This is a genomic window from Streptomyces sp. NPDC057543 (genome assembly GCF_042801895.1).
Classification (GTDB): Bacteria; Actinomycetota; Actinomycetes; order Streptomycetales; family Streptomycetaceae; genus Streptomyces.
Map to the genome: position 1 here is coordinate 1 of NZ_JBHVFF010000108.1, position 24,883 is coordinate 24,883.

General features: G+C 68.0%; 23 protein-coding genes and 5 pseudogenes. 16 read left to right on the forward strand and 12 right to left on the reverse strand.

The features are described from left to right. Positions 1–240, reverse strand: a 240-nt coding sequence (locus tag ACFU8Q_RS19430) for a universal stress protein (RefSeq protein WP_384455208.1), incomplete at its 3' end; no start/stop codon positions are given. A 472-nt stretch (positions 241–712) separates the two neighbouring features. Beyond that, positions 713–1,387 (reverse strand): CBS domain-containing protein, encoded by a 675-nt coding sequence (locus ACFU8Q_RS19435; protein ID WP_384455211.1) that lies wholly within the window; start codon positions 1,385–1,387, stop codon positions 713–715. A gap of 222 nt (positions 1,388–1,609) precedes the next feature. Here ACFU8Q_RS19435 and ACFU8Q_RS19440 point away from each other — a divergent pair, with 222 nt between their 5' ends. After that, complete coding sequence (locus ACFU8Q_RS19440) at positions 1,610–2,527, forward strand: pyridoxamine 5'-phosphate oxidase family protein (RefSeq protein ID WP_384455268.1); 918 nt, start codon at positions 1,610–1,612, stop codon at positions 2,525–2,527. Positions 2,528–2,794: 267 nt separating this feature from the next. Further along, positions 2,795–2,935, forward strand: a pseudogene (locus ACFU8Q_RS19445) (polyphosphate kinase 2); the annotation flags it as partial. Positions 2,936–3,091: 156 nt separating this feature from the next. On the opposite strand, the pseudogene ACFU8Q_RS19450 reads toward ACFU8Q_RS19445, so the two are convergent. Next, positions 3,092–3,259 (reverse strand): annotated as a pseudogene (locus ACFU8Q_RS19450) (universal stress protein); the annotation flags it as partial. A gap of 324 nt (positions 3,260–3,583) precedes the next feature. Between ACFU8Q_RS19450 and ACFU8Q_RS19455 the strand changes: the two are divergent. The 4 genes from ACFU8Q_RS19455 (at position 3,584) to ACFU8Q_RS19470 (ending at position 8,563) form a co-directional block, all read left to right on the forward strand. Continuing rightward, on the forward strand, positions 3,584–4,930 hold the full coding sequence (locus tag ACFU8Q_RS19455) for a nicotinate phosphoribosyltransferase (protein WP_384455214.1): 1,347 nt from the start codon (positions 3,584–3,586) through the stop codon (positions 4,928–4,930). Between the two features lie 162 nt (positions 4,931–5,092). Beyond that, positions 5,093–5,554 carry a cyclic nucleotide-binding domain-containing protein gene (locus ACFU8Q_RS19460; RefSeq protein ID WP_384455217.1) on the forward strand — a complete coding sequence of 154 codons (462 nt, stop codon included), beginning with the start codon at positions 5,093–5,095 and terminating at the stop codon, positions 5,552–5,554. 47 nt (positions 5,555–5,601) lie between these two features. Beyond that, on the forward strand, positions 5,602–6,225 hold the full coding sequence (locus tag ACFU8Q_RS19465; RefSeq protein WP_384455220.1) for a CBS domain-containing protein: 624 nt from the start codon (positions 5,602–5,604) through the stop codon (positions 6,223–6,225). Positions 6,226–6,610: 385 nt separating this feature from the next. After that, entirely contained in the window at positions 6,611–8,563 is a 1,953-nt protein-coding gene (locus ACFU8Q_RS19470; RefSeq protein WP_384455223.1) for a multicopper oxidase family protein, read from the forward strand. Positions 8,564–8,789: 226 nt separating this feature from the next. On the opposite strand, the gene ACFU8Q_RS19475 is transcribed toward ACFU8Q_RS19470, so the two are convergent. The 4 genes and pseudogenes from ACFU8Q_RS19475 to ACFU8Q_RS19490 form a co-directional block, all read right to left on the reverse strand. Then, positions 8,790–9,512, reverse strand: a complete 723-nt coding sequence (locus tag ACFU8Q_RS19475) for a hypothetical protein (protein WP_384455271.1) — start codon at positions 9,510–9,512, stop codon at positions 8,790–8,792. Further along, a pseudogene (locus ACFU8Q_RS19480) lies at positions 9,498–9,863 on the reverse strand (HAD-IC family P-type ATPase); the annotation flags it as partial. The gene ACFU8Q_RS19475 and the pseudogene ACFU8Q_RS19480, both read right to left, overlap by 15 nt. Before the next feature lie 42 nt (positions 9,864–9,905). Continuing rightward, complete coding sequence (locus tag ACFU8Q_RS19485) at positions 9,906–10,106, reverse strand: hypothetical protein (RefSeq protein WP_384455226.1); 201 nt, start codon at positions 10,104–10,106, stop codon at positions 9,906–9,908. Beyond that, entirely contained in the window at positions 10,106–11,008 is a 903-nt protein-coding gene (locus ACFU8Q_RS19490) for a universal stress protein (protein ID WP_384455229.1), read from the reverse strand. The genes ACFU8Q_RS19485 and ACFU8Q_RS19490 overlap by 1 nt, the downstream gene beginning before the upstream one ends. 278 nt (positions 11,009–11,286) lie before the next feature. Between ACFU8Q_RS19490 and ACFU8Q_RS19495 the strand changes: the two genes are divergently transcribed. The 3 genes and pseudogenes from ACFU8Q_RS19495 to ACFU8Q_RS19505 all read left to right on the forward strand — a co-directional run. Further along, a complete protein-coding gene (locus ACFU8Q_RS19495) occupies positions 11,287–11,985 on the forward strand; it encodes a CBS domain-containing protein (protein ID WP_384455232.1) in 699 nt (232 codons plus the stop codon). Between the two features lie 83 nt (positions 11,986–12,068). Continuing rightward, a complete protein-coding gene (locus tag ACFU8Q_RS19500) occupies positions 12,069–12,596 on the forward strand; it encodes a BON domain-containing protein (RefSeq protein WP_384455235.1) in 528 nt (175 codons plus the stop codon). 13 nt (positions 12,597–12,609) lie between these two features. Continuing rightward, positions 12,610–12,795: pseudogene (locus ACFU8Q_RS19505) on the forward strand (CBS domain-containing protein); the annotation flags it as partial. Positions 12,796–12,990: 195 nt separating this feature from the next. Here ACFU8Q_RS19505 and ACFU8Q_RS19510 read toward each other — a convergent pair. Both ACFU8Q_RS19510 and ACFU8Q_RS19515 read right to left on the reverse strand, forming a co-directional pair. Beyond that, positions 12,991–14,502 carry an ATP-binding protein gene (locus ACFU8Q_RS19510; protein WP_384455238.1) on the reverse strand — a complete coding sequence of 504 codons (1,512 nt, stop codon included), beginning with the start codon at positions 14,500–14,502 and terminating at the stop codon, positions 12,991–12,993. Positions 14,503–14,794: 292 nt separating this feature from the next. Next, a pseudogene (locus ACFU8Q_RS19515) lies at positions 14,795–15,422 on the reverse strand (alcohol dehydrogenase catalytic domain-containing protein); the annotation flags it as partial. Positions 15,423–15,702: 280 nt separating this feature from the next. On the opposite strand from ACFU8Q_RS19515, the gene ACFU8Q_RS19520 reads away from it, so the two are divergent. The 4 genes from ACFU8Q_RS19520 (at position 15,703) to ACFU8Q_RS19535 (ending at position 19,083) form a co-directional block, all read left to right on the forward strand. Beyond that, positions 15,703–16,356, forward strand: coding sequence for a CBS domain-containing protein (locus ACFU8Q_RS19520; RefSeq protein WP_384455242.1), 654 nt, complete (start codon positions 15,703–15,705; stop codon positions 16,354–16,356). A 494-nt stretch (positions 16,357–16,850) separates the two neighbouring features. After that, positions 16,851–17,582 (forward strand): helix-turn-helix domain-containing protein, encoded by a 732-nt coding sequence (locus ACFU8Q_RS19525; protein ID WP_384455244.1) that lies wholly within the window; start codon positions 16,851–16,853, stop codon positions 17,580–17,582. 187 nt (positions 17,583–17,769) lie between these two features. Next, entirely contained in the window at positions 17,770–18,231 is a 462-nt protein-coding gene (locus ACFU8Q_RS19530) for a Crp/Fnr family transcriptional regulator (RefSeq protein WP_384455246.1), read from the forward strand. A 141-nt stretch (positions 18,232–18,372) separates the two neighbouring features. Beyond that, positions 18,373–19,083 carry a response regulator gene (locus tag ACFU8Q_RS19535; protein WP_384455249.1) on the forward strand — a complete coding sequence of 237 codons (711 nt, stop codon included), beginning with the start codon at positions 18,373–18,375 and terminating at the stop codon, positions 19,081–19,083. A 62-nt stretch (positions 19,084–19,145) separates the two neighbouring features. Here the strand turns inward: ACFU8Q_RS19535 and ACFU8Q_RS19540 are convergent, their stop codons facing one another. After that, on the reverse strand, positions 19,146–20,867 hold the full coding sequence (locus ACFU8Q_RS19540) for a GAF domain-containing protein (RefSeq protein ID WP_384455252.1): 1,722 nt from the start codon (positions 20,865–20,867) through the stop codon (positions 19,146–19,148). 500 nt (positions 20,868–21,367) lie between these two features. Here ACFU8Q_RS19540 and ACFU8Q_RS19545 point away from each other — a divergent pair, with 500 nt between their 5' ends. Beyond that, positions 21,368–21,598 carry an SHOCT domain-containing protein gene (locus ACFU8Q_RS19545; RefSeq protein WP_384455255.1) on the forward strand — a complete coding sequence of 77 codons (231 nt, stop codon included), beginning with the start codon at positions 21,368–21,370 and terminating at the stop codon, positions 21,596–21,598. A gap of 416 nt (positions 21,599–22,014) precedes the next feature. Here ACFU8Q_RS19545 and ACFU8Q_RS19550 read toward each other — a convergent pair whose 3' ends face one another. Together ACFU8Q_RS19550 and ACFU8Q_RS19555 are read right to left on the reverse strand one after the other, a co-directional pair. Beyond that, the gene (locus tag ACFU8Q_RS19550) at positions 22,015–22,299 is read right to left on the reverse strand and encodes a hypothetical protein (RefSeq protein WP_384455258.1); all 285 of its coding nucleotides are present in this window, start codon (positions 22,297–22,299) and stop codon (positions 22,015–22,017) included. 262 nt (positions 22,300–22,561) lie between these two features. Further along, positions 22,562–23,527, reverse strand: coding sequence for a pirin family protein (locus tag ACFU8Q_RS19555; protein WP_384455261.1), 966 nt, complete (start codon positions 23,525–23,527; stop codon positions 22,562–22,564). Between the two features lie 185 nt (positions 23,528–23,712). Here ACFU8Q_RS19555 and ACFU8Q_RS19560 point away from each other — a divergent pair, with 185 nt between their 5' ends. Then, positions 23,713–24,081 carry a tetratricopeptide repeat protein gene (locus ACFU8Q_RS19560; RefSeq protein WP_384455263.1) on the forward strand — a complete coding sequence of 123 codons (369 nt, stop codon included), beginning with the start codon at positions 23,713–23,715 and terminating at the stop codon, positions 24,079–24,081. A gap of 262 nt (positions 24,082–24,343) precedes the next feature. Beyond that, positions 24,344–24,853 carry a GNAT family N-acetyltransferase gene (locus tag ACFU8Q_RS19565; RefSeq protein WP_384455266.1) on the forward strand — a complete coding sequence of 170 codons (510 nt, stop codon included), beginning with the start codon at positions 24,344–24,346 and terminating at the stop codon, positions 24,851–24,853. The last annotated feature ends 30 nt before the right edge of the window (positions 24,854–24,883 follow it).

A 24,883-nucleotide genomic window follows, 5' to 3' on the forward strand; every position in this document is an offset into this window, starting at 1 on the left:
GACGACGGAAAGACCCGGGTGGCGTGCCTGGAGCTCCGCCCGCGCCTTGTGCACGATCCGCCTCGCCCAGTAGTTCTGGTCCATCTCCGCAGGGACGTGGGTCGGTTCCGGCACCAGCAGAGGCCACGCGTGCAGCAGCCGCAGCGTGAGCTTGCGCCGCTCGGCTTCGTCGGCGGCCCAACGGGCAGCGGCAAGGCTCTCGGGTGAGCCGTCGAGGCCCACGGTGACGACCGGCTCCATGACGACCGCCTCCGTCTCGTAAGTCTCGTAACCGGTGGAACGACGAGGAGCGAGGCCACCTGCCCAATCCTCTGCCGTCCTTATGCCCTTGTCTGTAACCAGCCAGACCAAGGATGAGAGGTAATCGATGGTGCGAACATCCGCGCCGAGGCGCCGAGCACGGTTTCTCCTCATTCGAGAAGTACCGCAAATCTCCTGGTGTCGCATGCGGACCCTGATTCGGCGGGACTCGTAGGTGCACAGAATTCGCGCAAGGAGGAAGAACGGTGGTCATTCCACCTGGTGGTCGGACATCGACGGGTTGCGGGGCGCTCCCTGAAAGGGTGGAAGGGTCTGTCGGCAAGGCAATCCGGCACGATGAGCCACTCCTCCTTGCGGGCGTGCTCCGGGCTCGGTCAGCCTTGTCTTGCGCCCATGCAGACTGCCCTTCCGCCGCGGTGCGCGGTGAGGCGGATCGCGGGGCCCGAATGTCTCACGTGCCGGTGCGGGAAGTCCGAATGTCGTCGGTCCGGTAAGCGACACGCTCAGCGACGGAGACCACACCGTCAACACTCCGGCACAGCCGTTCGATGATGGGGATCAGGCTCTTGAACTCGACGGATCCGCCGAGGGCGACCTGTCCCTCGCGTACTTCGACCGTCACCTCCGAGGGGGCCAGACCCATCGTCCGCTGGAGGACGTCCCGGTTGATTTCCTCGTAGATGGCGTCGTCACGGCGCAGGAAGACCCGCAGCAGGTCACTACGGCTGACGATGCCCAGCAACTTGTCCGTCTCGTCCACGACGGGAAGCCGTTTGACGTTTTGCACCTCCATGAGGCGGGCTGCCTCGACCACGGTCCACTCCGGACGCGCACACACCGCGGGAGCCGACATCAGTTCCTCCGCCCTGGCCCCCTCCGCCTTGGCCCGCTCCCACGCCTCCAGATGCGGAATCGGCGTCAGGCCGGACGGATCGGCCTGGTCGGAAGACTTGCGCAGCAAGTCGGCCTCGGACACGACACCCATGGGGCGATCCAGTTCATCGACCACGGGTACCGCGGTGACAGCGTTCTCCGCCAGCAGCTTGACGATCTCTTTGAACGGCAGGTCACGCCGTGCCCGGACGACGTCCCTGGTCATGAGCTCTGCGACCGATCGGTGATGCATGCGGCTTCTCCCTACGGAATGTGACGGTCGGTGATTGCCATCGAGCGGGTCAGGACCTGTCGCCGCGAGTCGCGCGGATGAGCCGGCCAGGCTCGTCGGTGGACCGGTGGGCCCGGTACCAGCCCGCTCGGCCGTACGGAAACACGGCTTCTCATCCCGTGCGGTGATACGCCACGCGTGGCACGTTGGGTACAGCAACATGATGAGGAATTGGCGGCGATCATGCGAGCTCACCTCGGCGATCAGCTTGTTGTCGAAAGCCCGGCCACCGGCGCCGACAGGCGCGACGGCGAGATTGTCGGACTGCACCACGAGGACGGAACTCCTCCCTACGACGTGCACTGGTCGGATACCGACCAGGTGACGCTCGTGTTCCCCGGGCCCGACGCCCATATCCGACACCTTGAGCACAGTCCCGACAGATCCCGTGAGCCATCCCGGCCCGGCATGGCCGAGGCCGGTGCCGAGTCCGCCGAGGTCCGGCTCGATGGCGCGCCCAACCCCGGCGACATCGGCCGGCGCGTGGCCACGGAACGCGAGCGGCAGGGGCTCAGCCGCGCAGAAACGGCCCGCCGCGCCAGAATGGCGCCGGAGTACCTGGCATACCTCGAACAACAGCCGGCCGACCCGAGCCTGGCGAGTCTCATCAGCCTGGCCGACGCACTCGGCACCACCGTCGCAGCCCTGCGCGGAGGCGGCATCGATCTGCCCCCCGGCCAGGGCCAGGCGCTCCTGCACCCCCGGCTGCAGGACCTCGACCCCGGCGAATGCCGCGCCCTGCTCTCCACACACGGCGTAGGACGCATCGCGGTGTCAACACCCGATGGCCCGGCAGTCTTTCCAGTGAACTACGAGGTCATCGATGACACGATCGCTTTCCGGACCGCGCCTGACTCAGTGCCTGCGACAGCCGGGGGAACAGACGTCGCATTCGAGGTCGACCGCCTGGACGAGGCCATGAGCCAGGGATGGAGCGTGCTTGCCGTAGGCCCTGCGCGGATCGTTACGGAGCCCGACGCACTGCGGCAGCTTGCCGACCGCGCCCATACCACGCCCTGGGCAGGAGGCGAACGCGAGACGTGGGTATCGATCCGTCCCACGCGCCTCACAGGGCGGCGCATCAGTCCGGCTGATCAGTGACCGGCAGCGGACAGCCACGAGGCCCGCCCACGTCGCACAACTCGGCGCCTCCGCTGAGCCCGCAGGGGGACTCTCCGGAGGGGAGGTCCCGGTGGGAGCGGGATGGGTCGCGGGAGTGACCCGGGCCAGAGCCATGGTGTCGCGCCGCCCGTGAGCTGGCTGCCGCGTCGACGCTCGATGACGCCCTCGGGCACCTCGCGGTCACGGCGTACCGGCGCGGCCTCGACACGGAGGCCGGGCTGGCGGCCGCCCAGCGCTCCGTCGCAGCGACGCGTCACCGAACACCTCAATCCCCGAGTGGCACGTATCGTCGCGCTGCCGCGGCCCACCGAGCGCGAGCGCGGCCAGTGGTATTTCCAGCGCTATGCCGAGCATCTTCCGACCGCGGGGGAAGTGGTCCTGCTCGACCTGATCAGCGCCTGGGCTGTGCGTCCCTCGTTCAGAAGGGCGATCACCGCGTCCTCGGGCGTCACCTCGACCGAGGACGTCGACGTCCGGATGACGGCGGCAGGCACGCTCAGCGGCAGTTTCGACGATGCTGTCGGCGAGCGCCCGCTCCGAAGGGCGGCCCGGGCCGAGCGTCGGCGCGGCGCCCTCGTACTGCTCCCACCTGGACGCGTACACCAGCCGCAGCGGCAGCCCATGAAGAGCCGCTTCATCGACGGCCCAGTCGACTGCACGCAGGCTGGTCTCCGATCCGTCCACACCCGAGACCAGGGGCAGCTTCATCATTTCCACCGCCTTCCACTCGACCAGGTAAGGCGTACCTGCCCTCACAGTTGCACTGGAACGGGCCGTTCGTGAGGACCCGTTCGGCCCGGATACGGAACGTTCGGCCCCCTCCTTCGTAGTCCGGGTGGTCCGCACGCACGACGTGCTCCTTGACAGTTGCAAGAGAGACTCAACAGTGCTGGTTGCCGTCCCGGCGTCTGGCTGGCCCACGAGACGCAGGCGGCCGATAGTGGAGAGAGGGGTGCAGGGTGGTGCGGGCGCGAGCGCGCGGGGGGCGGGCGGCGGTCCCGGAGGGGATGACGCGACGGGGAGGGAGGTTCCGTGATGACGAATGCCACGAGCACCGACCTCTACGAGGTCACGATGGCCCAGTCGTATCTGCGCGAGGGCATGACCCGTTCGGCGACGTTCAGTCTCTTCGTGCGCGATCTGCCACCGGACCGAGGCTTCCTTGTCTGTGCCGGGCTGGATTCGGTCCTCGATTTCCTCTCCGCCTACCGTGTCGACGCAGATGACGTGGACGTCTTCGCCTCCGTGCTGGGACGACGGCCCGAGGAACTGGCGCCGCTGCTTGGCCTGGAATTCCAAGGCGAGGTCCGGGCAGTGCCCGAAGGGCGCATCGTGCTGGCCGGAGAACCCCTACTGGAAATCACTGCCCCCCTCCCGCAGGCCCAGCTCGTTGAAACCTACGTACTCAACCAGCTCAACCACCAGACCGCCGTCGCCTCCAAATGCGCCCGGTGTGTCCTGGCCGCCGCCGGACACCCGGTCGTGGACTTCTCCCTGCGCCGCACTCACGGCATCGAAGCCGGACACCGGGCCGCCCGGCTGGGCGCCCTGGTCGGATTCGCCGGAACCAGCAATGTGGCGGCGGCTCACTCCGAGGGCCTGACCGCAGTCGGCACGATGGCCCACTCGTACATCGAGGCCTTCGGTACCGAGGAGGAAGCGTTCAAGGCATTCGCCCGCTCCCATCCGGGCCCGGTGACGTTTCTCGTGGACACCTACGACACCGTGAGAGGCGTGGCGACAGCGGCGCATGTACTTCGCGATCTGGGCCTCGGCCCGGGCTGCGCCATCCGGCTGGACAGCGGTGACCTCGGAGCGCTGGCCGTACAGGCGCGGACCATCCTCGATGCCGTCGGCCTCCAGCAGACACGGATCGTGGCGAGCGGTGGTCTCGACGAGTTCGCCGTGGACCGTCTGGTCCGCTCCGAAGTGCCCATCGATACGTACGCGGTCGGCACCCGGATCGGCGTCTGTGCAGATGCCCCCTACCTGGATTCCGCATACAAGCTCGTCGAGTACGACAGCCGGCCTGTGATGAAACTGTCCTCGGCCAAGGTGACAGCGCCGGGGCGCAAGCAGGTGTACCGAAGACCGGGATACGCGGATCTCATAGCCCTCGTCGAGGAGCAGCCGCCACCGGATGGCGTCCCGCTGTTGGAGTCGGTCATGCGGGAGGGGCGACGCGTTTCAGAACGTGCCGAGCTGGACACGGCCCGGCAAAGGTTCATGGCCGACCTCGCGGCACTACCGCCCAGGGCCCGCACCATAAGGGAGCCCACCGCGCCGAAGGCGGAACTCTCAGGACGCCTCAGCTCACTCGCCGTAGATGTCCGTCGATACATCGAGAAGAATCTGATGGGGGACGCTCACAGAGCCGTCTGATCGGATCTCGCAATCGGGTGCAAGGAGTGACCTCGGCCGGCAGATCCGTCAGATGAGCTCCAGCCCAGGGCCGGACGGGACCTCGGGAGGACCCGGTGGACCCATGTCCGTGAACCGGCTGTCCGGCGATGCTGAAGCCGGAGGCTACAGAGGAGGCCACCGATGAGCGCTTCTGCGACTCGCATCACCGCAGCCCTGCCTGCCCAGTACCGTGCCCGCCTGATGCAGATCGGGCAGGAGGTCAGTTTCGCCCAGCGAACCCGCCTCTTCCAAGAAGGAGACCACACAGACCGCTTCTGGATCCTGCGTTCGGGCACCGTCACGCTGGACATCCGCGTACCCGGCAGCCCCCCGGCAGCGATCGAAAGCCTCGGCTCCGGCGAACTGGTCGGCCGGGCCTGGCTGTTCGAGCCCTCCATCTGGCACCTCGGAGCAGAGGCCATGACACCTGTCCGTACCCAAGAGTTCGACGCGACGACCGTACGCATGATGATGGACGCGGACCCCGCCTTCGGCTCGGCCATCGGCCACTGGGTTGGGCAGGTACTCGCCCACCGATTGCAGGCCACTCGAATCCGTCTGCTGGATCTCTACGCCCCTCATGGCAGCGGCGGGTTCGTGTGAGTACGCCGTCGTGCCACCACCCAGGAGTCACGCCCGAGGAGCACCCCATGGCTGCATTCCGGTACACCGTCAGCGACGTCATGACCCACACCGCCGTGGCCATCGGCCGCAATGCCTCGTACAAGGAGATCGTCGGGCTGATGCATCAATGGAAAGTCAGCGCCTTGCCGGTCCTCGAAGGCGAGGGCCGCGTCGTCGGGGTCGTCTCCGAGGCGGACCTGCTGCCGAAGGAGGAATTCCGGCAGGACGCCCCGAAGCTGCCCGACCAGCTGGAGGAGGCGTCAAAGGTCGACGCGGTGCTGGCCGAGGAGCTGATGTCGAGTCCGGCCGTCACCGTCCACCCCGACGCCACGCTCGACGAGGCCGCCCGCATCATGGCGCGCAAGCGAGTGAAACGACTGCCCGTCGTGAACAATCTCGGCATGCTGGAGGGCGTCGTGAGCCGCAGCGACCTGTTGAAGGTGTTCCTGCGCTCGGACGAGGAGATCGACGAGGAGATCCGATCCGCTGTTGTCGCCGAACTCTCTCCCTCGGACCGGGTGGAATTCTCGGTGCTGGATGGTGTCGTCACCCTTCGGGGAGCTCTCCGGAACCGTTCCCTGGTGCCACTTCTGGCTCGGGCCATTCGCGCGGTGGAAGGCGTCGTGGACGTGCGCATGGAGCTTGGCTGAAGTTCTCTCCAGACACTGCGTCCCACAGCAGCCGGTCCGGCTCCGCCGTGCGGGCGGTCGCGACCAGCAAAGGCATCGGCTGGATGAAGTTCCCTCCGGCGGCGTGGACACTCGACCTCTACGCTGCGGGGGCAGTGTCGTGACTGCGCTGCTGCTGAACCCCGCCCCGGCCGTACCAGTCTCCTTGATCAAGCCGACCGTCGCCACCGTTGTAAGCCATGCGTCGTGAACGCCACGGCGTGGAGAGCCGGGCGAACTGAAACGCTGCGCCTGCACGAAGATCTTGGTCCGCCACCTTCCGAGTGGCCCTTCTTCGTTGTGTCGGAAACACTGGAACGGTTTCTGGGACTACAGCCGATGGGGGGCCGTGTCCGGGAGGACGCAGATGGCCACAAGGCGACAATTCATCAAGGCCGGCCTCGTCGGCGGAACCTGCCTCTTCATCCCCACCGGATCTACCTCCGCACGGGTCCGGCCGGGGATCCCCAGCCGCGTCCTGGACCCGACGCTCATCGACAAGTACGTCACCGAGCTGGCCGTCCCGCCGGTCATGCCCTGGGCCGAGAGGGACGAGGCAGGACGTGTCGACCACTACACGATCGGCGCTCAGCAGTTCCGGCAGCAGATCCTGCCGACCGGTATGCCGGCCACAACGGTGTGGGGATACGGGTCGACCCGGCACCCGGGAAGCTTCTCCTACCCGTCACACACCGTCGAGGCGACCTTCGGCCGGGCCGCACGGGTCACGTGGGTGAACCAGTTGCTCGACCGCCACGGCAAGCATCTGCCGCACCTGCTGCCGGTGGACCCCACACTGCACTGGGCCAACCCCGAAGGCGGCATCTCACGGCGTGATACGCGACCGACCTTCACCTCGACACCCGGCCCCTATACCGGACCCGTGCCGATCGTGACCCACCTGCACGGGGGGCACAACACGCAGGAGAGCGACGGCTACCCCGAGGCGTGGTATCTACCCCGCGCATCCGACATTCCCGACGGATACGCACGGATGGGCACCTTCTATGAACAGTTCAGGACATTATTCGAGAACCAGTTCGATATAGCTTGGGAGCCTGGAGCCGCCGTATTCCAGTACGCCAACCAGGAGCGTGCCGCCACCTCTTGGTTCCATGACCACGCCCTGGGGGTCACTCGCCTGAACGTCTACGCGGGGCTGGCGGGCTTCTACCTCCTACGCGGCGGACCCTCCGATCTCCCGGACGGTGTGCTTCCGGGGCCGGCGCCGAAACTCGGCGACCCCCCGGGAAGGCACTACTACGAGATCCCGGTCGTCATCCAGGACCGGTCGTTCTCCACCGACGGCAGCCTGTTCTACCCGGCGAGCCGCGCATCCTTCGACCACTTCAACGGGCCCTACATCCCCGACAGTGACATCTCCCCCATCTGGAACCCGGAGTTCTTCGGCAACACGCTGGTGACCAACGGCCGTACCTGGCCCACTCTCTCCGTCGAACCGCGCCGCTATCGCCTGCGGTTTCTCAACGGCTGCAACGCACGCTTCCTGATCCTCAAGATCGTCACCGACCCGATGGCCTCTCGCCCCGCAGACCCGGTACTCCCCTTCTGGCAGATCGGTTCGGAGGGAGGCTTCCTGCCCGCACCCGTACAGCGCCACCAACTGCTCACCGCCCCCGCCGAACGCGCCGACGTCGTCGTCGACTTCACCTCGATCCCGGTCGGCACTGATCTGTACCTCATCAACGAGGGCCCCGACGAACCGTTCAGGGGCGGGAAAGCAGGCACAGACTTCCGGCCGGCAACCCCCGGGACCACTGGACAGGTCATGAAATTCACCGTGGCACGACCGCTCGCGACGCCGGACAGGACCGTGCCCCCCGCCCACCTCGCCCTTCCGCCGTTCGAAGCACTGGGTCCAGCGAGCCACACGCGACAGGTCTCCTTGCAGGAGCAGAACTCCGCGGTCCTGCGGGGTGTGGGCCCCCGCATGGTGATGCTCGGCACCGTGGACCGGCACGGAAAGCCGACCCCCATGGGATGGGGCGATCCCATCACGGAGAACCCGGCGCTCGGGGCGACCGAGATCTGGGAAATACACAACTCCACCAAAGATGCCCACCCGATCCACATCCACGAGGTTCAGTTCCAGGTCGTCGACCGGCAGAGCACTGGACGCAGCGCAAGACCGCCAGAGCCCTGGGAAAGCGGTTTCAAGGACACGGTGATCGCCTATCCGCACGCCATCACCCGGGTCAAGGCCACCTTCGACCGGGCGGGACAGTACGTGTGGCACTGCCACATGCTCGAACACGAGGACAACGAGATGATGCGGCCGTACCGTGTCGGCCCTCACTGAACGCCGAAGCACCTCGCTCTACACAGCCATCGCTATGTGACGGTGACCGTGTTTCAGTCACCCGGTGAGCCCGCGCCGACCGCCGCCTTGTTCCGGGCACTGGTGGCCCGGCCCGGTTGAAGATCGTGCGGCGCCTCGTAGCCGGCGAAGCGAGGATGGTGGAGGTTTGAGCACCTGGCCTGTCTGTGAGGCCGGGCCGGCGGCAACTGAGTGCGCGGGTGCCTCATCAGTCGGTTTCCTGACGGACTCGCACCAGTCTCATGGCTTCGCCTTCGCGGCCTTCATTTCCCGGACTGCGTTTGGTGTGAGCCGAGCGGCCAGGTAGCGATGGGGTGGCCGCCGCGGATTTCGGGGGATCGCTGATGGCGACGAGGCCCAGCAGGCGCAGGCCCGTCTCAACCGTGGTTGCGCTGTTCGGTTCGTTCCGACATTCGGTGGACGCGACTGCGAGGACCCGGAAGCCACGGGAAGCAAGGATCGCCGCCTGTTGTCTCGCGCCCATCAGTACGTCCTTGCGGTCGGCGAGGACTGTCGCGTCGAGCACCACTTCCGGCGCCCCTTTCAGGCACACCAGCAGATCGCCCGACGCCATTCGGTGCACCGTGGACATGCGCTTGCGCAGGCTATCGAACGGCGCTTCCCACGTCCTGGGGTACAGCCTCCTGAGCTCCGCCTGATCCGCACAGCCCGCTTTGGCCGCAGCTGCCAGGAGCGCGGCTTCCATGGGGTCGCCGATCGCAGTCCACTGGTCCTCATCGGCGGCGCGGCCCTGAGGTGGCCGCAGAGTGGCGTCGTTGCACAACGACGCCACGGTCAGCAGCTCCCGGACAGGGCCGAACTCGGCGGGTGTCGGCTGCCTGCCATCCACTTGGATATCCCCCTGGGATTCGTATCCCACTCCGAAGATGTCCGCTGCGACCGACGGTGTCCATACGTGCTGGACGACCATGCGGCCTTCGGTGAGGGTGCCCGTCTTGTCTGTGGCCAGAACGGTCACAGAGCCGGGCGTCTCCACGGCGGGGAGCCTGCGTACGAGTGCGTGCCGGGCCGCCATGCGGCGGGCTCCCAGTGCGAGCGCGAGGGTCACGACGGCCGGCAAGGACTCGGGAACCGCCGCGACGGCCAGGCTGATCGCCGTCACGGCCATGGTTCCGGTCGGCAAGCCACGTGCGAGCCCGAGGGCGAAGACCACCAGGCACAGTCCCAGGGTGGCGACGGCCAGGATGCGGCCCAGGGAGACCAGACGGTGCTGCAGTGGTGTCGGCTCGCGCGTGCCGTCGAGCAGTGCGGCGATACGGCCGAGCGCGCTGGCGGCGCATGGTCATCGGTCTGGTGATCGTCTTCAACACAACGGTGGGAGCATGGCCTTTCTGCCTGGGCTGTCATCGCCGTGATACCGGTCGTGCGACGGGGGTACGGCCACGACGAGCCGGAGTTCCAGCCCGCGCCGATGCGCCTCGTCAGCAGCCCAGGCCAATGACAGGTGCCAGTTCCTGGCCGGATCGATACCGATGACGAGTTCACGGCATTCGTCGGTGCCCATCACGACTCACTCCCACGCCCGGAACCGTGCCGCGGAATGAGCTGCACGGGGCAGTACGCGTGGTGCAGAAGGCTGTGCGTCGCCCGCCCGAGGGTGGGGCCGATGAAACCGGGCGATCGCCGTCCGCCCATCACCAGCAGATCCACGTGGCGCGATGCCTCCACCAGGACCCCGGCGACGGTCAGGCTCTTCTCGGCTTCCGCCTGCACGTTCAGGTCCGGGAATTCGCCGCGGATCCGGTCCGTCACGGTCATCAGGCGGTGGACGTGTTCGTCGGCGATCGCTTCGACATCGTCGAGCATGGTCACGGCGAGTCCGGCGGATTCGAGAATGTTCCACACGTGCAACAGCCGCAGCGAAGCCTCACGGATCTCGGCTTCGCGCGCCGCGTAGCGGGCGCATTCGGCGTCGTGCTCGTCACGGACCGCGGCGAGCACCACTCCGGTCTCGGCCCCGCTGTCAGTGCCCCTGACCACGACGACGGGCGTCGTGGCGCCTGCGGCGACCTTCAGGCCGACGGATCCGAGCATGAGGTTCTTGAACCCGCCGAGACCGCGGTTGCCCACCACGACAGTGCCGCGCAGGCCGGCGGTCCGGTGCAGGCTGGGAACGGGTGCGCCGCGGCTGAACTCCGTCGTGACGCGCAGACCGGAATACTGTTCCGCGACGGCAGCGGCGGTTTCCCGCAGTAGTTCGCGGCCCGCGCTGCGAACGCGCTCGATACTCTCCGCCGAGAGGTAGAGAACCCGGCCGTCCGTGTCTGCCGCGTAGACAATGCGCAGCGGGCTCTCACGGCGAGTGGCCTCGGCCGCTGCCCACAATGCCGCCCGGCGGGCCGGCTCGGAGCCGTCGACACCGACGATGACGGAGCCCAGTTCCGGGCTGCCGGTGGTGCCTTTCATGGTTCCTCCTCACCGAGGGCCACCGAAGGGTCGACTCTCAGGCTGGCACCACGGGCCCCTGCGGAGAGAGGGCCACTCAGGACCGCCCGGGGGCCCAATGGACCCTGTCGAGAGAATCCTGCCGTGCACGGGCCCGGACGCCCGATCCGGGTCCGACCGGTCCCGGCCACAACCCATTCGGCCCTCCTCCTCTCAGTACAGCCCGGCGGATCATGGTCCCTGAACAACCGGCGGGCGCTGCGTCCGTGCGGGTCTGCAAGATGGCAGGAGGCGCCTCCATGAAGCGCATCAAAGTGGGAGACCTGATGACCGAAGAGGTCGTCTCGGTCGTCCCGGTCACCTCCTTCAAGGAGGTCGCGAAGCTGCTCGCCCAGCACAACATCAGCGGACTGCCCGTGCTCGACGACGAGGACCGGGTCGTCGGCATCGTCTCCGAGAGCGACCTGCTGAACCGTCAGGCGGCGAGGCACCTCGTGACGGGCGACGTCCCTGACGCCGCCACCGGGACCGCATTCTCATCCGGAGCGGAGTTCACCGCTGCCGAGGTCATGTCGACACCGGCGGTGACCGTCCACGCGCACGAGACCGCACCGGACGCCGCCCGGCTGATGATGCGCAGTGGCGTGGAGCGGCTCCCGGTCGTGGACGACGAGGACAGACTCGTCGGCATCGTCACGCGCCGGGACCTGCTGCGCCTCTTTCTGCGCCCCGACGCGGAGATACGACGACGCCTCGTCGAGGACGTGCTCGTGGACACCATGGGGCTCAGCGCCGACGTGGTCACCGTCCATGCAGTGGACGGCGTTGTCACCCTGGAAGGCCGGCTGGAGAACCAGAGCCAGATCGCCATCCTGACCTGCCTTGCCGAGCAGCTCGACGGGGTGGTCGCGGTCGTGAGCCATGTGTCCGCACCCATGGATGGCCCCGTACCCACCTCCTCGCAGTGGACAGCGCACGGACTGTCCGCAGAACCGTGAGGACGCGCTGCTGACATCGCCGCTCATAGCGATACGCCGCAGTATCTCCTTCAGGATTCCAGGGCGAGGACAAGGATCCGGCCATGGACCATCACGTCATCCACAAGCAGCCCGGGCCCGGCGCCGCCTTCGAACTCCAGGATTATGAGCGGACCCGCGCCGAATTCAATTGGGACGAGGCTCGGTCGCGGCTGGCCGGATTGCCCGGTGGCGGGCTGAACACGGGATACCAAGCCGTGGAACGCCAAGTGGCCGCAGGCTTGGCGATCGGGAGGCGTTGCGCTGCGTCGCAGCAGACGGCCCGCGGCCACCTCAAGCGGCTGCCGGTCGTCGACGACGGACGTCTCGTGGGTGTGGTCAGCCGGGGTGACCTGCTGAAGATCTACCTCCGCCCGGACGAAGACATCGCAGAGGAGCTGCGCGAGCTGATCACGACTCAGCTCATCCCTGCGGGCTCGGCAACCGTGTACGTCCATGTGTCCGACGGCATCGTCCATCTGAACGGCGCCATCCCCGACCCGTCACTCAGTGACGTGCTGGTGCGTGTCGCGCGCACGGTGCCGGGAGTCGTGAACGTGACAGCCCGGTTCGAGTCCGAAGTTCCCGCGTGAATGGAGAGCGACGATGAGGCATCGCAGCGTCTGTGACCTCATGACGCCCACGGCCGTCAGCGTCCAGCGCGGCACCACGTTCAAGGAGATCACCCGGCTCCTCGACGAGTTCGGCGTCACCGCCGTGCCCGTCGTGGACGAGAAAGGATGCCCCGTGGGCGTCGTGTCCGAAGCCGACCTGCTCCGCAGGCACGACTCCGGGAGCGGCGCGACGCGGAGCCGGAGAAAGCGTCCGGCTTCCACGATCGTTCCCCGGGGGGTCATCGCCGCAGCACCGAGGGAGTCAGGAGCACGGGGCCAAGTGGGCCGTACCGGGGAGGGACCGATCGGCCCATGGCCAGGGCCGGCCCGGAAGGGTGATCGCCCATGCGAAGTCATCGCGAAGCGGCCTCCGCTATGCGCCCCGGTACAGGCGCTCAAGATCAACGAGCATGACCTCGCCACGCGCATGCGCCGCATGCAACTCGGGGCTGAACCCCGAAGCACCGTAGAGAGCCAGGTGGACGCGGCTGACATCCTCACGGGAGCCGAGTCCGTCCAAGATGCGCCGCAGACGCTGCAAATGGTGGATGTCAATGCCGGTATGCCATCGTGCGAGCCCCACCGACAGAAGGGGGCCGCTCATGTGACCGTCCCGTCCGCGGACCACGACCTCGGCATCGAGTCCGGCCGGAGCCGACGGGTCGCTGAGGGAGCCGTAGGACGCCGTGACATGTTCGGCACCGACGGTGGCCGGGTCGGCGAAACGGGCCGCCCACTCCCTGCAAACCTGGGCGAACCGGGGTTCGGCGACGAGAGAGTTGAAATCCGTTCTCGCGTCTTCCCACAACGTCTCGGCCTCGCTCTGCTCAAGAGCGGCCCTGCGCGGCCGCGCCACGGCGTACTCGAACGCGAGGAGCGAGTCCGCGATGCTATGACGCGTGATCCCCGGCTGCAGTCCGTCCGCCTGCGATTGGAGCACACCGTGGTCACGGAGGAGGACAAGTGCGCGCAAGGCATCAGTGAGTTGCTGTCCCAGGAAGGTGGCTATTTCGCCGTGGGTCGTGCAGCCTTTGGCCAGGGCGGCGAGTACGGAGTGACAAGCCCCGTGACTCCAGGGCCCGATCTCCTCATCGAGGAGGTGGCGAGCCTCGTGGAACAGTGGTGTGCACGGATTCAGGATGGTGCGGCAGACCCAGGCATCGAAGTCATCGCGATCGACGGGAACGTCGTCGCCCACGTAGTCGTACCGATAGGCGGGCGTCCCGCCTACGACCGTGTAGACGAGGAAGGCGAGCCCCGGGTCGTCGATGCCCCACAGCTGCGCCGCCCTGCGGAAGTCCAGGGGCTGGATGTCGAGCTTCAGAGCGGCGAGGGCGTGCAACGGCGAAGACTGTGCGAACAGCCGGGTCATGACCGGTGCGGTCTCACCACCGAGCAGCAATCGCGCACGGCTTTCCAGGGGCGCTCGGTCGAGGTGCCGGAGGGCACCGTGGATGACGGACGGCAAGGCTGGGCTCGCCGCAACGAGGTCAGGGAACGAGTCGATGATGACGGGCAGTGGCCTGGCGTCACCCAGCGCCAGCAAGGCATCGATTCCTTCCTTCCAATCACGCCAGTGGCTGGGCTGTGCGACCTGCCGGTATCGCGCATACTCCTCGCCCACCCTGCGCAAGGACTCGGCTTCGGTGGCTTCCTGTCCGCAGAAATAGAACCCTCCCGCGGCTCGTGCCACCGACTCCAGCAGCAGCGTCTTGCCCTGGCGGGGCCGCCCCATGACGACGCCCAGGCCCGTTCCCGGACGCGGATCAGTCGAGAATGACACCAAGGCTGCCCATTCGTCCTCCCTGTCGAAGAGGCGATCGGGCTTGGCTGCACGTTCAGGGGCCACAATTGAGGTTCGTTGCTGTCCGTGTACGGCATTCACGCCATGCACCTCCGGAACCAGCTGGGGGGCTACTCCATTCTCGGGCTCGCGGCCGTCAGGCGCGCGCTGTGCCGACCATCGTCGTCACGACGGACCGCACGGAATCCGCAAGGGGTCACCACAGCGGCAGACAGAACCAACGTTGCTCCCCCGCGGCCACGGACACCAGCCGCTCTCCGGGCAGACACACGGGCAGAGGGGGCAATGAGTCGCGAGTGGGGCACGCGAATCCCCACCCGGCCCGGAAGGAGCTCACGCGGATGTCCCGGTGCCCGCGGTAACAGAACGTGAAGCGCGCGGCGGCCAGCCGGGATTCGGCGAGGTCGACGGCGATGACACGTCCCGGGCTGTAGAGGCCCGCGCCGACGATGGCGGCGAGCCCGATGGGGCCGACTCCGACCACGACGACGGTGTCGCCCGGGCCGTACGCCGCCGTTCAGCACACCGACCTCGTAGGCGGTCGGGAAGATGTCGGCAAGCAGCACGCCGTCATAGCTGTCGACAGAAGCCGGCAAGGAGTGCACGGACAGGTCGGCGAAGGGCACTCGTACGTATTCGGCCTGGGTGCCGTCGATGGTGTGGCCGAGCATCCAGCCGCCACCGCCACGGCACTGCCCGTAGTGGCCCTCACGGCAGAAGCGGCAGCGGCCGCACGCGGATATGCACGAGATCAGTACACGGTCGCCGGGACGGACCGTACGCACGTCGGCCCCGGCCTCGACCACGGTGCCGACGGCTTCGTGCCCCAGCACCCGGCCGGGAGCCACCTCGGGCACGTCGCCCTTGAGAATGTGCAGGTCGGTGCCGCAGATGGTAACGACGTCGACGCGGATGACGGCGTCGGCAGCGTCCTTGACCGAGGGGTCCGGAACGTCCTGCCATGCGGTCTGCCCCGGGCCCTGGAAAACAAGTGCCTTCATGACGTCGCCCCTCTTCCTGTGTCTCCTCCGGTGAGGTTCCCCCTCATGCTGACCTGGCGCGTGCCTGCCCCGCATGGGCCGGTCGGTCCCCGCCGTGGCCTGTCGGGCCCATCCCGCCCCGGGGCCAGGGGTGTGATGGTGAAGACGGCTGGCTGCCACCCACCGAAGAAGGGGGTCCTCCACCGGCCCCTGTCCAATCCACGCAATGCCGTCGTCATCGTCGTGCGCGGTGCGGGGGCGCCGCGTCGGCCGCTCGCCCGCACCCATCGAGGAACCTGCCATGACCTCCGCCCGGTACACAGTCAACGACGTCATGACGAAGAACGTCATGGCCATCACCCGTGACACGGAATTCAAGGAGATCGCCGCCTGCATGAAACATTGGAAGGTCACCGCCGTGCCCGTCATCGAAGGCGAGGGCCATGTCGTCGGCGTCGTCTCCGAAGCCGATCTGCTCCCCAAGGAGGAATTCCACGGGCACAGTCTTGGCTTGATCGAGCAGATGTACCGACCGGGGGACACCGCCAAAGCCGGCGCGGTCCGGGCCGAGGAACTGATGACGAGTCCCGCCATCACGGTGAACCCTGACGTGCCCCTCCCGCAGGCTGCTCGGCTGATGGCCGACCAGCACGTCAAGCGCCTCCCGGTCGTCGACGCCGACGGCAACCTCAAGGGCATCGTCAGTCGCGCCGATCTCCTCAAGATCTTCCTGCGTTCCGACGACGACCTCGCCGCGGAAATACGCCACGAGGTCGTCGACCGGCTGTTCCCCGCCGCGCACCAAAACGTGAAGGTCAGCGTCACCCGCGGTGTCGCCACACTCACCGGTCGGATCCACGACGCCACCCTCATTCCCGTTGCCGCCCGCCTCGCTCAATCCGTGGAAGGCGTCGTCAACGTGGACTGCCGGCTCGAAAGCCAGGCATCCGCCTAGACCTCGATGGTCCGGCATCCGCCTGGCCGGGGAACGGATGTGGCCCTGCCGAGGGGCCATCCGGATCCGAGCGAGGGACGAACGGCGGTGCCAGGGGCGCCGCCAGTAGGAAGATCACGACCAAGAGCACCCTGCCCCAGCACTGGATGCGATCCGAGGCACGGATCGGCAGCCCCCGGGGTGCTGGGCGTGCTGTGTCCTTGGCCTGTTCCAGGGGGCACTTCTTCAGTCGTGATCCGGCCTCATTCCCCTGCTGTATCGCCCCCCTTGCCCGTCGTGGATCGCGAACCTGTGGGCAGGAGCGCTTGCCACCATCCTGTACATCCTGTGTGGTCCGCGGCATGGGCTGAGCGGGCCGCGGGAACGGGCCGGTCGGCCCATGCGCCGTGCTGCCCGGTGGCACACGATGGAGTGGCGGAACAGCACGCAGAACAGCGACTGGCCCGACCGCCGGACCGGACCCGAACCCGGACCCCATGAAGGATGTGTGGAGCATGGCGCACGGAGAAAGTCACTCATCGGACAGCACGCCGGACGCATTCCCGCCGGGAGACCTGGGCCGCCGGGTGGCGATGCGCCGCGAGCAACTGGGGCTCAGCCGTGAGGAGGTGGCCGAGCGGGCCGGATCGGCGCCCGGATACGTCCAGTACGTCGAGGAGCGGCAGGCCACACCCGGCATCGGGTTTCTGCTGCGGCTGGCTCAGGCGCTGGAGACCACCGTGGCCGAGCTGACCGGCAGCACGACGGAGCTGCCGCCGGGCATAGGCCGCGCCGGCTATCACACCGAATTGCTCGAACTCGACCCCCAGGAGTGCCGCCGGCTGTTGTCCACCCACGGAGTGGGCCGGATCGGTGTGACGACGGACGACGGGCCGGCCATCCTGCCGGTCAACTACGTCGTCGATGGTGACCGGATCGCCTATCGCTGTGCTCCCAACACGCTGCCGGCCACCGCGTCGGACCACCCGGTGGCCTTCGAGGTGGATCACATCGACGAGGCGCTGAGCCAGGGGTGGAGCGTACTTCTCGCCGGTACGGCGGCGACCGTCACCGACCCGGAAGCCTCACGCAGACTGGACGAACTCGCCTACACCACTCCGTGGGCGGGCGGTCCACGGAATGTATGGATGACCATCACCCCCACCCGCATGACCGGGCGCCGCATTCGTGTGCTCGACAGCCACGCCGCCCCGACCGGTGCCGGACCCCGAGATCCCTCGACGTGACGCCACGATCGGTCCACGGCAGGGTCCAGGCGCACGATGTCGCGGGCGGCCCACCGACCCACAGCGTATCGGCCCGGCGTGCACTCCGTAGGGCACCACGGGGCACGGCCGAGCGCCCCTCCGAAAGCGCGCATATCGTTCAGAACAGGCGGTCGGGTGCACACCGTCGGCCAGGAACGGAGGCTCCATGTCAACGGCCAGGAGTCTGTTCGACGTGATCCCGCCCGAGAGCCGGGCCCGTTTGTTCGACGAGGCGGCCCATGAAGTGCCGCTGGTCCTCGACGCACGGCTCTTCGAGGAAGGCAGAAGGGCCGACCGCTTCTGGGTCATCCGCTCCGGACGGGTCGAGGTCGACCTCCATGTGCCCGGGCGGCGTGCGGCGGTCATCGAGACGCTGGGACAGGACGATCTGCTGGGCTGGTCCTGGCTGTTCCCCCCGCATGTGTGGCACCTGGGTGCGCATGTGATCCGAGCGGGACAGGCCGTGGAATTCGATGCCGCGGCCGTCCGCTCGCTGTGCGAGGCCGATGCGGTGCTGGGCCGGGCGGTCTACAAGTACGTCGCCGAGACGGTGGCGGAACGACTGTACGGAACACGGAAGAGGCTGCTGCAGCTGTACGGTCCCGGGGCCGACGCCTCCGAAGACTGAACGGTCCGGGGCATGGGACCGTTCGGCCCTGGTGAGTTCCTCCTGCGCGAACCCACTATGAACTGAGTTGCTCCTGCGCGAACCCACTATGAACAAGGCGGGACTGGGACTCTGCCACCCTTGACAGCGAGGAGGGCCACCATGAGCGACGAGACAGGGTTCTCGGCTCAGAATCCGATCCGCGTGTTCCTGCTGGACGACCACGAGGTCGTCAGGCGCGGTGTGCAGGACCTTCTCGACGCGGAACCCGACATCCAGGTCGTCGGCGACGCCGGCACAGCCGATCACGCACTGGCCCGCGGCCCGGCACTCCGCCCCGACGTGGCGATTCTCGACGTGCGGCTGCCGGACGGCGACGGGATCACGGTCTGCCGTGAGCTGCGCTCGCGGATGCCGGAACTGGCCTGCCTGATGCTCACCTCGTTCGACGACGACGAAGCGCTGCTCGACGCCATCATGGCCGGCGCGGCCGGCTACGTACTCAAGGAGATCAAGGGTGCGGACCTCGTCACCGCCGTCCGCACCCTGGCTTCCGGGCGCTCGACCCTCGACCCGTCGACCACGGCGCGGCTGATGAACAGCCTGCGTGAGGAGGAATCCAGTACCGGCCCCGAGGAGGACGACGCGCTGTCCGGGCTGTCCCCGCGGGAGAAGGACGTCCTCGCGCTGATCGGTGAAGGACTGACCAACAGCCAGATCGGCAAACGCCTCTATCTGTCGGAGAAAACGGTCAAGAACCACATCTCCCGGCTGCTGGCCAAGCTCGGCGTCGAGCGCCGCATCCAGGCGGCCGTAATCGCCGCGCACGCCACGGAATCCTCCCCGCCCGGTGCCGGGCGCCATCAGATCTGAGCGCAAGGCCCCTCGAAACCGTACGGCGCCTCTCGAAGCACCCCGCGCGACACCGTGCCACATCAGGCGAGCCGCAACGGTACCCGCCAGGTCAGCCGGGTGCCGCCCTGCGCGGACGCCCCCACGTTCATCTCGCCGCCGAGTCTCGCGGCGCGCCGTGCGAGGTTGTCGAGCCCGCTTCGGGAACCGCTGTGCTCGGGCATGCCCACTCCGTTGTCGGACACGACCAGGTTCACCTCCCCTTTTCCCACCGCCAGCGAGATGTCCACCGCCGTCGCCCGTGCGTGGCGGGCGACGTTGCTCAGCGCCTCGCCGAGGACCGCAATCACCTGCTCGGCCGTCTCGGCCGGCACATCCGTATCGATCAGCCCGCCCATCCGCAGGGACGGCTGGAAGCCCAGGGTCCGGGCGGCCTGCTCGACCGTGGTCGCCGTCCGGGCGCGCAGGCCCTGGCCGGTACGGCCCGAGTCACGGGCACGGAGCCCGAAGATGGTGGACCGGATGATCTTGATGGTCTCGTCCAGATCGTCCACCGCACGCAGCAGCCGCTCGCTCGCCTGTGGCTGTTCCACGAGCCGCACCACGCTCTGCAGCGTCATCCCGGTGGCGAACAGCCGTTGAATGGCCAGGTCGTGCAGATCCCTGGCGATGCGGTCGCGTTCCTCCAGCAGAGCGATCTGCTCGGCGGACTCGCGCCGTTCGGTGAGTTCCATCGCCAGAGCCGCCTGTCCGGCGAACGCCAGTAGGGGCATGGTCTCCGCGTCCGTGAACGCGGGACGGTTCCGTACCCGGGCCAGCAGCAGTACCCCACGGGTCCGCTCCCCCGTAACCATCGGGACCGCGACAGCCGGGCCGAGCCCGGGCCACCTCGGGGGGCCTTCGGTGATCCTCGGATCATGTGCGACATCCAGGCTGGTAATCGGCTCGCCCGCGTCGAGAGCCGCGCCGACGAACGATCCCTCACGTGGCAGGACCAGACCGCGATGCATCTCGGCGTCCACACCCGATGCCATCACCACACGGAGGGACCTTCCCTCGGAACCGGCGGGAAGTGCCAGGACGCCAAGATCCGCGCCGAGAATACGCGCGGAGTGATCGACGATCATGTGCAGGATGTGTGCGTCGTCCTCTCCGTTCAGGAGGCCCCCGACGATCTCGCTGTTGGCTTCCTGCCAGCGTTGACGGTCGCGTGTCTCCGCGTACAGACGGGCGTTCTCGATGGCGACTCCCGCCGCCACCGCGAGTGTCGAGAGCACGGTCTCGTCCTCGGCGTCGAATGCCCGGTCGCCCCGCTTCTCGGTGAGATACAGGTTGCCGAACACCTTGTCGCGGACCCGGATGGGGACCCCCAGGAACGAGTGCATCGGGGGATGGTTCGGCGGAAACCCGTAGGACGGCGGATGCTCGGAGATCTCCGTGAGCCGCAACGGCTCGGGATGGCGGATCAGTTCGCCGAGGATGCCGTGGCCTTCGGGCAGTGGGCCGATGGCCCCACGCTGCTCCCCCGTGATGCCCACCGGCAGGAACTGCGTGAGCCGGGTTCCCTCACCAATGACTCCCAGGGCTCCGTACTCGGCATCGACCACAATGACCGCAGCCTCGACGATGCGGTGCAGCACCTGGGGCAGGTCGAGCCCCCTGCCCACTGACATGACGGCGTCCAACAGGACGGCCGCCTCGACCGGACCGCGCTTCACGGTGTCGAGGCGCCCCTGGAGGTCCTTCGGCAACGTGCCCAGCCGATGGCGCTCCTCGCCGCAGCGTTCCGTTCCGCTGTCGCCCACGGTGCCTCCGTCTCGCCCCGCACATCCCGGGACCGGCCACACCTCCACGTTAGTGGCCGCGCGCCGAGAAGCACCTGGTGGAAGTGACCCGGGCAGGTGCCCTACGCCCATGCGGGCCAGGCGGCGAGGCCCGGAACGGTGACACAGGATCGGAGAGAGGAAGCCGGCGGCATCGCCCATAATCGAAGCCGGTGTGGATTCTTTGTATCCCGTACGCATGCCGACGAAGGGGAGCCACCAAGTAAGCCCTCGCTGCAAGAAGGCTGACGCCCAGGTCACGGCTACCGCTGTACGACCCGGCCGGATGCGGCTGGCCGGACCCGCCCCGGCCCGTGGGTGACCGGCGAGGGACCGAACATCCACCATGTGGACGCCAGAGGGCCCGAACGGCCCGAAGAGCGAGGCCAATGGGCACTGGCGCACTACCGGTACGCGTGGATAGTGGAAGAGTCCCCAGGAGGTGAGCCACGGTGATGTATTGGAATGGTGGCTGGGCCTGGATGGCCCTCATGCCCGTACTGTGGATCGCATTGATCAGCCTTGCGGTGTGGGCGGTCATGCGTCTGACGCAGCACTCGGCTGGTCGCCACGACGCCACGGAGCCCCGAAATACACCGAGGGAAACGCCGGAGGAGATCCTCGACCGCCGCTTCGCCTCCGGCGAGATCGATGCGGAAGCGTACACCGAGGCGCGCAAACGTCTCGCCGTCCACCGGCCGGGACCCCGGTGACCGGGCTGCGGGGGTCATTGGCTGCCGCTCACCGTGCTGGTTGCGGTGGTGGTGACGTCGGCGCGAATGAGCAAGCGCGAGACCTCGCCCGCGTGCTCGGGCCCGGACGGACCCGACGCCGACGTCAGGTGACACCAGGACAGCGTTACCAGGTGTTACCTCGGTAAGCGCGCCTCAGCTCACTGGATGGTGCTCAGGGAACCGCCGATCAGGCGGCAGCGGACACGGCCGGGCAGGTGCGTCCTTTCAAGGATTGAACGGCCCCGCCGACGGTCAATGATCAACAGTGGAGCTGCGAGCGGACATGAGGCGGCATCAATCTGCCGGACATGCCCGTGCGTCAGCTGACACCTCGTACTGGTGTGTCGCGTGCGCGCCGTTGGCGAGCGCGCCGGGTGCGGCGGCATTGCTGTTGCTCACCGTGATCCGCGCCCCGTTCGGACGACGGCCCCGGCGGTGGTGTTGAAGAGCCTGGTGCAGATGACCGTGCCCTGCCCGGACTGCCCGCCTTGGTTGATCGAGCCCTCGGCCTCGGCGGTCACCTCGTACGTACCGGCCTGCGGGAGGGTGATCTCGCAGCCGGGCACAGCCACCCACGACCCGACGGGTGGGGCGAGGAGGTCGAGGTTCGCGGAGGTCCAGACACGGCCGTAGACCGGCTGGGCCGAGACGGGCGAGAGGATGCCGCTGGTACCAGCCATCAGAGGTTCACCCCCGTCGTCCTGCCTGCGTGCCCCGGCGCGGGCAGTCAGGCCGCTGCGCTTCCGACTGCACGTTCGTCAGGTGAGTGGTCCTGGCGCCTCCTGCGGGCAGTTGCGCGCACGGCGGGGCGCCAACACCTGCACGTACCAAACACCCGAGGAGCCGATCCATGCCAGGCGCAACCGTGTCCCCTCGCCGTACCGGCGAAGGGACACAGCGAGGGCACACGGCGGACGAGCAGAGCGAACGCATCACACCAGGTCAGCGCACCCGACCTCGCGGTTTCAGGGCAACAGGCGGCAGTTCGGGGGCGAGCAGCCGATCGCCGTCGTAGCCCTTCACCTCGCCAAAGCGAGTGGTCGACATCCAGTCCCTCCGCGCCTCCTCGACTTCCTCGTGGGACCGGCCGATGAAGTTCCACCACATGACGATCTCCTCCTCGAAGGGCTCGCCGCCGAGGAGCATGAGGCCCGCGTCGGTGTCCGCACGCAAGGGGAGTTCGGTGCGGCCGCAGCCGAGGTAGAGCATGGAGCCGGGCAGCATGGGTACGCCGTCGACCTCGGCCTGGCCGGACATCGAGAGCACCGCGTACTCGAAGTCGGGGTCGAGCGGCAGGCGGGCCTCGGCGCCGTCGGAGAGGGACACGTCGGCGCCGACGATCGGGGTGTACGCGGTGCCGGGCGAGGTGGCGCCGTCGAGTTCACCCAGGATCAGGGTGGCGGTGAGGCCGGCGGCAGTGACGGTCGGCAGTTCGGTGTGGTGCTGGAAGTGCGGTTCGACGTGACGGTGGGCTTCCGGCAGGGCCACCCAGAGCTGCGCTCCGTGCAGAAACCTCGCGTGGAGCTTCGGGCTCTCCTCGGAATGACTGATGGCCCGGCCGGAGGTCATCAGTCCCAGCTCGCGCGGGCGGATCGTCCGGAGGCTGCCGAGGCTGTCCCGGTGCAGGACCTCGCCGTCGTGCAACCAGCTGACCGTCTGGAGGCCCATGTGAGGATGGGGCGGCACTTGCATCCCGGGTTCGCCGGCGATGTCGTCGGGACCGTAATGATCGACAAAGGCCCATGCGCCGACCATCCGACGGCCCAGATTGGGCAGCAGCCTGCGGACCTCGGTGGACTCACCCAGCTGGACACGGCGAGGGGTGAGAAGTTCACGTACGGGTTCGGCGACGACGAAGCCCCGTCCTCCGCAGACGGAGAGTGCGGCCTGGCGATCGAGATTGCTCATGACGCTCAACCTATTCCCGTGGGGGTCCGGGCTGCCGGTACCCACGCCGATTATTTAGTGGAATATTCAACCAACGTGCCGTGTTCCGGTGACTGGAGCATGGCTGAGCGTATGGCTGGGCCAGTGGCAGGACGGGTCCCGGAACGATTCGGGGGCGGTCCGCGAACGAGGAGGTCAGAGGTCAAGTGAGCGACACCTATTTCGAGTTCGGCACGGCCGCCGACCGCTGGGACCGTGCGCAGATGTTCTTCGAGGCGAAGGAGTACATGACTGCGGCCCGCATCCTGGAAGGACTCGTCGAGGAAGTACCGGAGCAGGTCTCCCCGCGGCTGCTGCTGGCGCGGACCTACTACCACTCGGCCCGGCTCGGCAGGGCCGAGACGGAGCTGCGGGCGGTTCTGGAGCGCGACCCGGTGGAGCCGTATGCCCGGCTGATGCTCGGCCGGACGCTTGAGCGCCAGGGGCGGAGTGCGGAGGCGACCGGTCATCTGCGGATGGCTGCGGCGTTCTCCGGGGACTTCGACGTCGACGCGGGCCGTAGGGCCGACGGCTGACGATCGGGACCGACGGCTGACGATCGCGAGGGGCCCTCAGCGGTCGCGCGGGGCGTTCGACAGGCGATTCAGTCATTCCGTCAGGAGGGCGCCCTCGGCCGCGGTGAGTGCCGGGTCGGACGCCTGCCGCAGCAGCGCGTTCCGCCGTCCCAGGCCCGGAAGGCCCCGGACCCCGGACGGATCCCGTCCCGCTACGCACCGGACACTCCTCTCGGACAATCCGGATGCCGTCCGCCCGCCCCGCGTGATACTTCACTCGGTCATGACCGACCTTGGGACTCCCCGCCTCCTGCTCCGCCTCATGAGCGCCTCCGACTGCCTGCACGTGATGGCCGGCAAACCCGGTGACGGTGCCCGCTGGGCGCCCGGATACCCGTCCCCCGGCGAGATGGCCGCGGCCGAGCGCTTCCTCGGCGCCTGCGCGACGACGGGGGATCCCAGCCCCTTCGGTTCGTACGAGATATGCCGACGCGAGGACGGAGTGGTGATCGGCGGGCTGGGATTCCACGGCGCCCCGGACGAGAACGGCCACGTCACGATCGGCTACGGCCTCGTTCCCTCGGCGCAGGGAATGGGGTACGCCTCCGAGGCGCTGCGCGCGCTGCTGCTGTTCGCCCGCGCTCAAGGGGTGAGCTGCGCGCACGGTGACACCGACCTGGACAACCTCGCGTCCCAGCACGTCATGACAGCCGTCGGCATGCGCCTGGTGAAGGAGGACGCACAGCTGAAGCACTACCTGATCGACTGGGGACAGCAGGCCGAGGAGCGGTGAGTCCGCGCCCGTCAGGTCTCCCGGCACGGC

Coding starts and splice junctions, on each gene's coding strand:
- ACFU8Q_RS19530 (WP_384455246.1), top strand. CDS start 17,770: ATGTCAACGGCCAGGAGTCTGTTCGACGTGATCCCGCCCGAGAGCCGG.
- ACFU8Q_RS19440 (WP_384455268.1), top strand. CDS start 1,610: ATGCGAGCTCACCTCGGCGATCAGCTTGTTGTCGAAAGCCCGGCCACC.
- ACFU8Q_RS19435 (WP_384455211.1), bottom strand. CDS start 1,387: ATGCATCACCGATCGGTCGCAGAGCTCATGACCAGGGACGTCGTCCGG.
- ACFU8Q_RS19470 (WP_384455223.1), top strand. CDS start 6,611: ATGGCCACAAGGCGACAATTCATCAAGGCCGGCCTCGTCGGCGGAACC.
- ACFU8Q_RS19500 (WP_384455235.1), top strand. CDS start 12,069: ATGGACCATCACGTCATCCACAAGCAGCCCGGGCCCGGCGCCGCCTTC.
- ACFU8Q_RS19495 (WP_384455232.1), top strand. CDS start 11,287: ATGAAGCGCATCAAAGTGGGAGACCTGATGACCGAAGAGGTCGTCTCG.
- ACFU8Q_RS19535 (WP_384455249.1), top strand. CDS start 18,373: ATGAGCGACGAGACAGGGTTCTCGGCTCAGAATCCGATCCGCGTGTTC.
- ACFU8Q_RS19520 (WP_384455242.1), top strand. CDS start 15,703: ATGACCTCCGCCCGGTACACAGTCAACGACGTCATGACGAAGAACGTC.
- ACFU8Q_RS19545 (WP_384455255.1), top strand. CDS start 21,368: ATGGCCCTCATGCCCGTACTGTGGATCGCATTGATCAGCCTTGCGGTG.
- ACFU8Q_RS19565 (WP_384455266.1), top strand. CDS start 24,344: ATGACCGACCTTGGGACTCCCCGCCTCCTGCTCCGCCTCATGAGCGCC.
- ACFU8Q_RS19490 (WP_384455229.1), bottom strand. CDS start 11,008: ATGAAAGGCACCACCGGCAGCCCGGAACTGGGCTCCGTCATCGTCGGT.
- ACFU8Q_RS19555 (WP_384455261.1), bottom strand. CDS start 23,527: ATGAGCAATCTCGATCGCCAGGCCGCACTCTCCGTCTGCGGAGGACGG.
- ACFU8Q_RS19525 (WP_384455244.1), top strand. CDS start 16,851: ATGGCGCACGGAGAAAGTCACTCATCGGACAGCACGCCGGACGCATTC.
- ACFU8Q_RS19485 (WP_384455226.1), bottom strand. CDS start 10,106: ATGGGCACCGACGAATGCCGTGAACTCGTCATCGGTATCGATCCGGCC.
- ACFU8Q_RS19465 (WP_384455220.1), top strand. CDS start 5,602: ATGGCTGCATTCCGGTACACCGTCAGCGACGTCATGACCCACACCGCC.
- ACFU8Q_RS19550 (WP_384455258.1), bottom strand. CDS start 22,299: ATGGCTGGTACCAGCGGCATCCTCTCGCCCGTCTCGGCCCAGCCGGTC.
- ACFU8Q_RS19475 (WP_384455271.1), bottom strand. CDS start 9,512: ATGGTCGTCCAGCACGTATGGACACCGTCGGTCGCAGCGGACATCTTC.
- ACFU8Q_RS19460 (WP_384455217.1), top strand. CDS start 5,093: ATGAGCGCTTCTGCGACTCGCATCACCGCAGCCCTGCCTGCCCAGTAC.
- ACFU8Q_RS19455 (WP_384455214.1), top strand. CDS start 3,584: ATGACGAATGCCACGAGCACCGACCTCTACGAGGTCACGATGGCCCAG.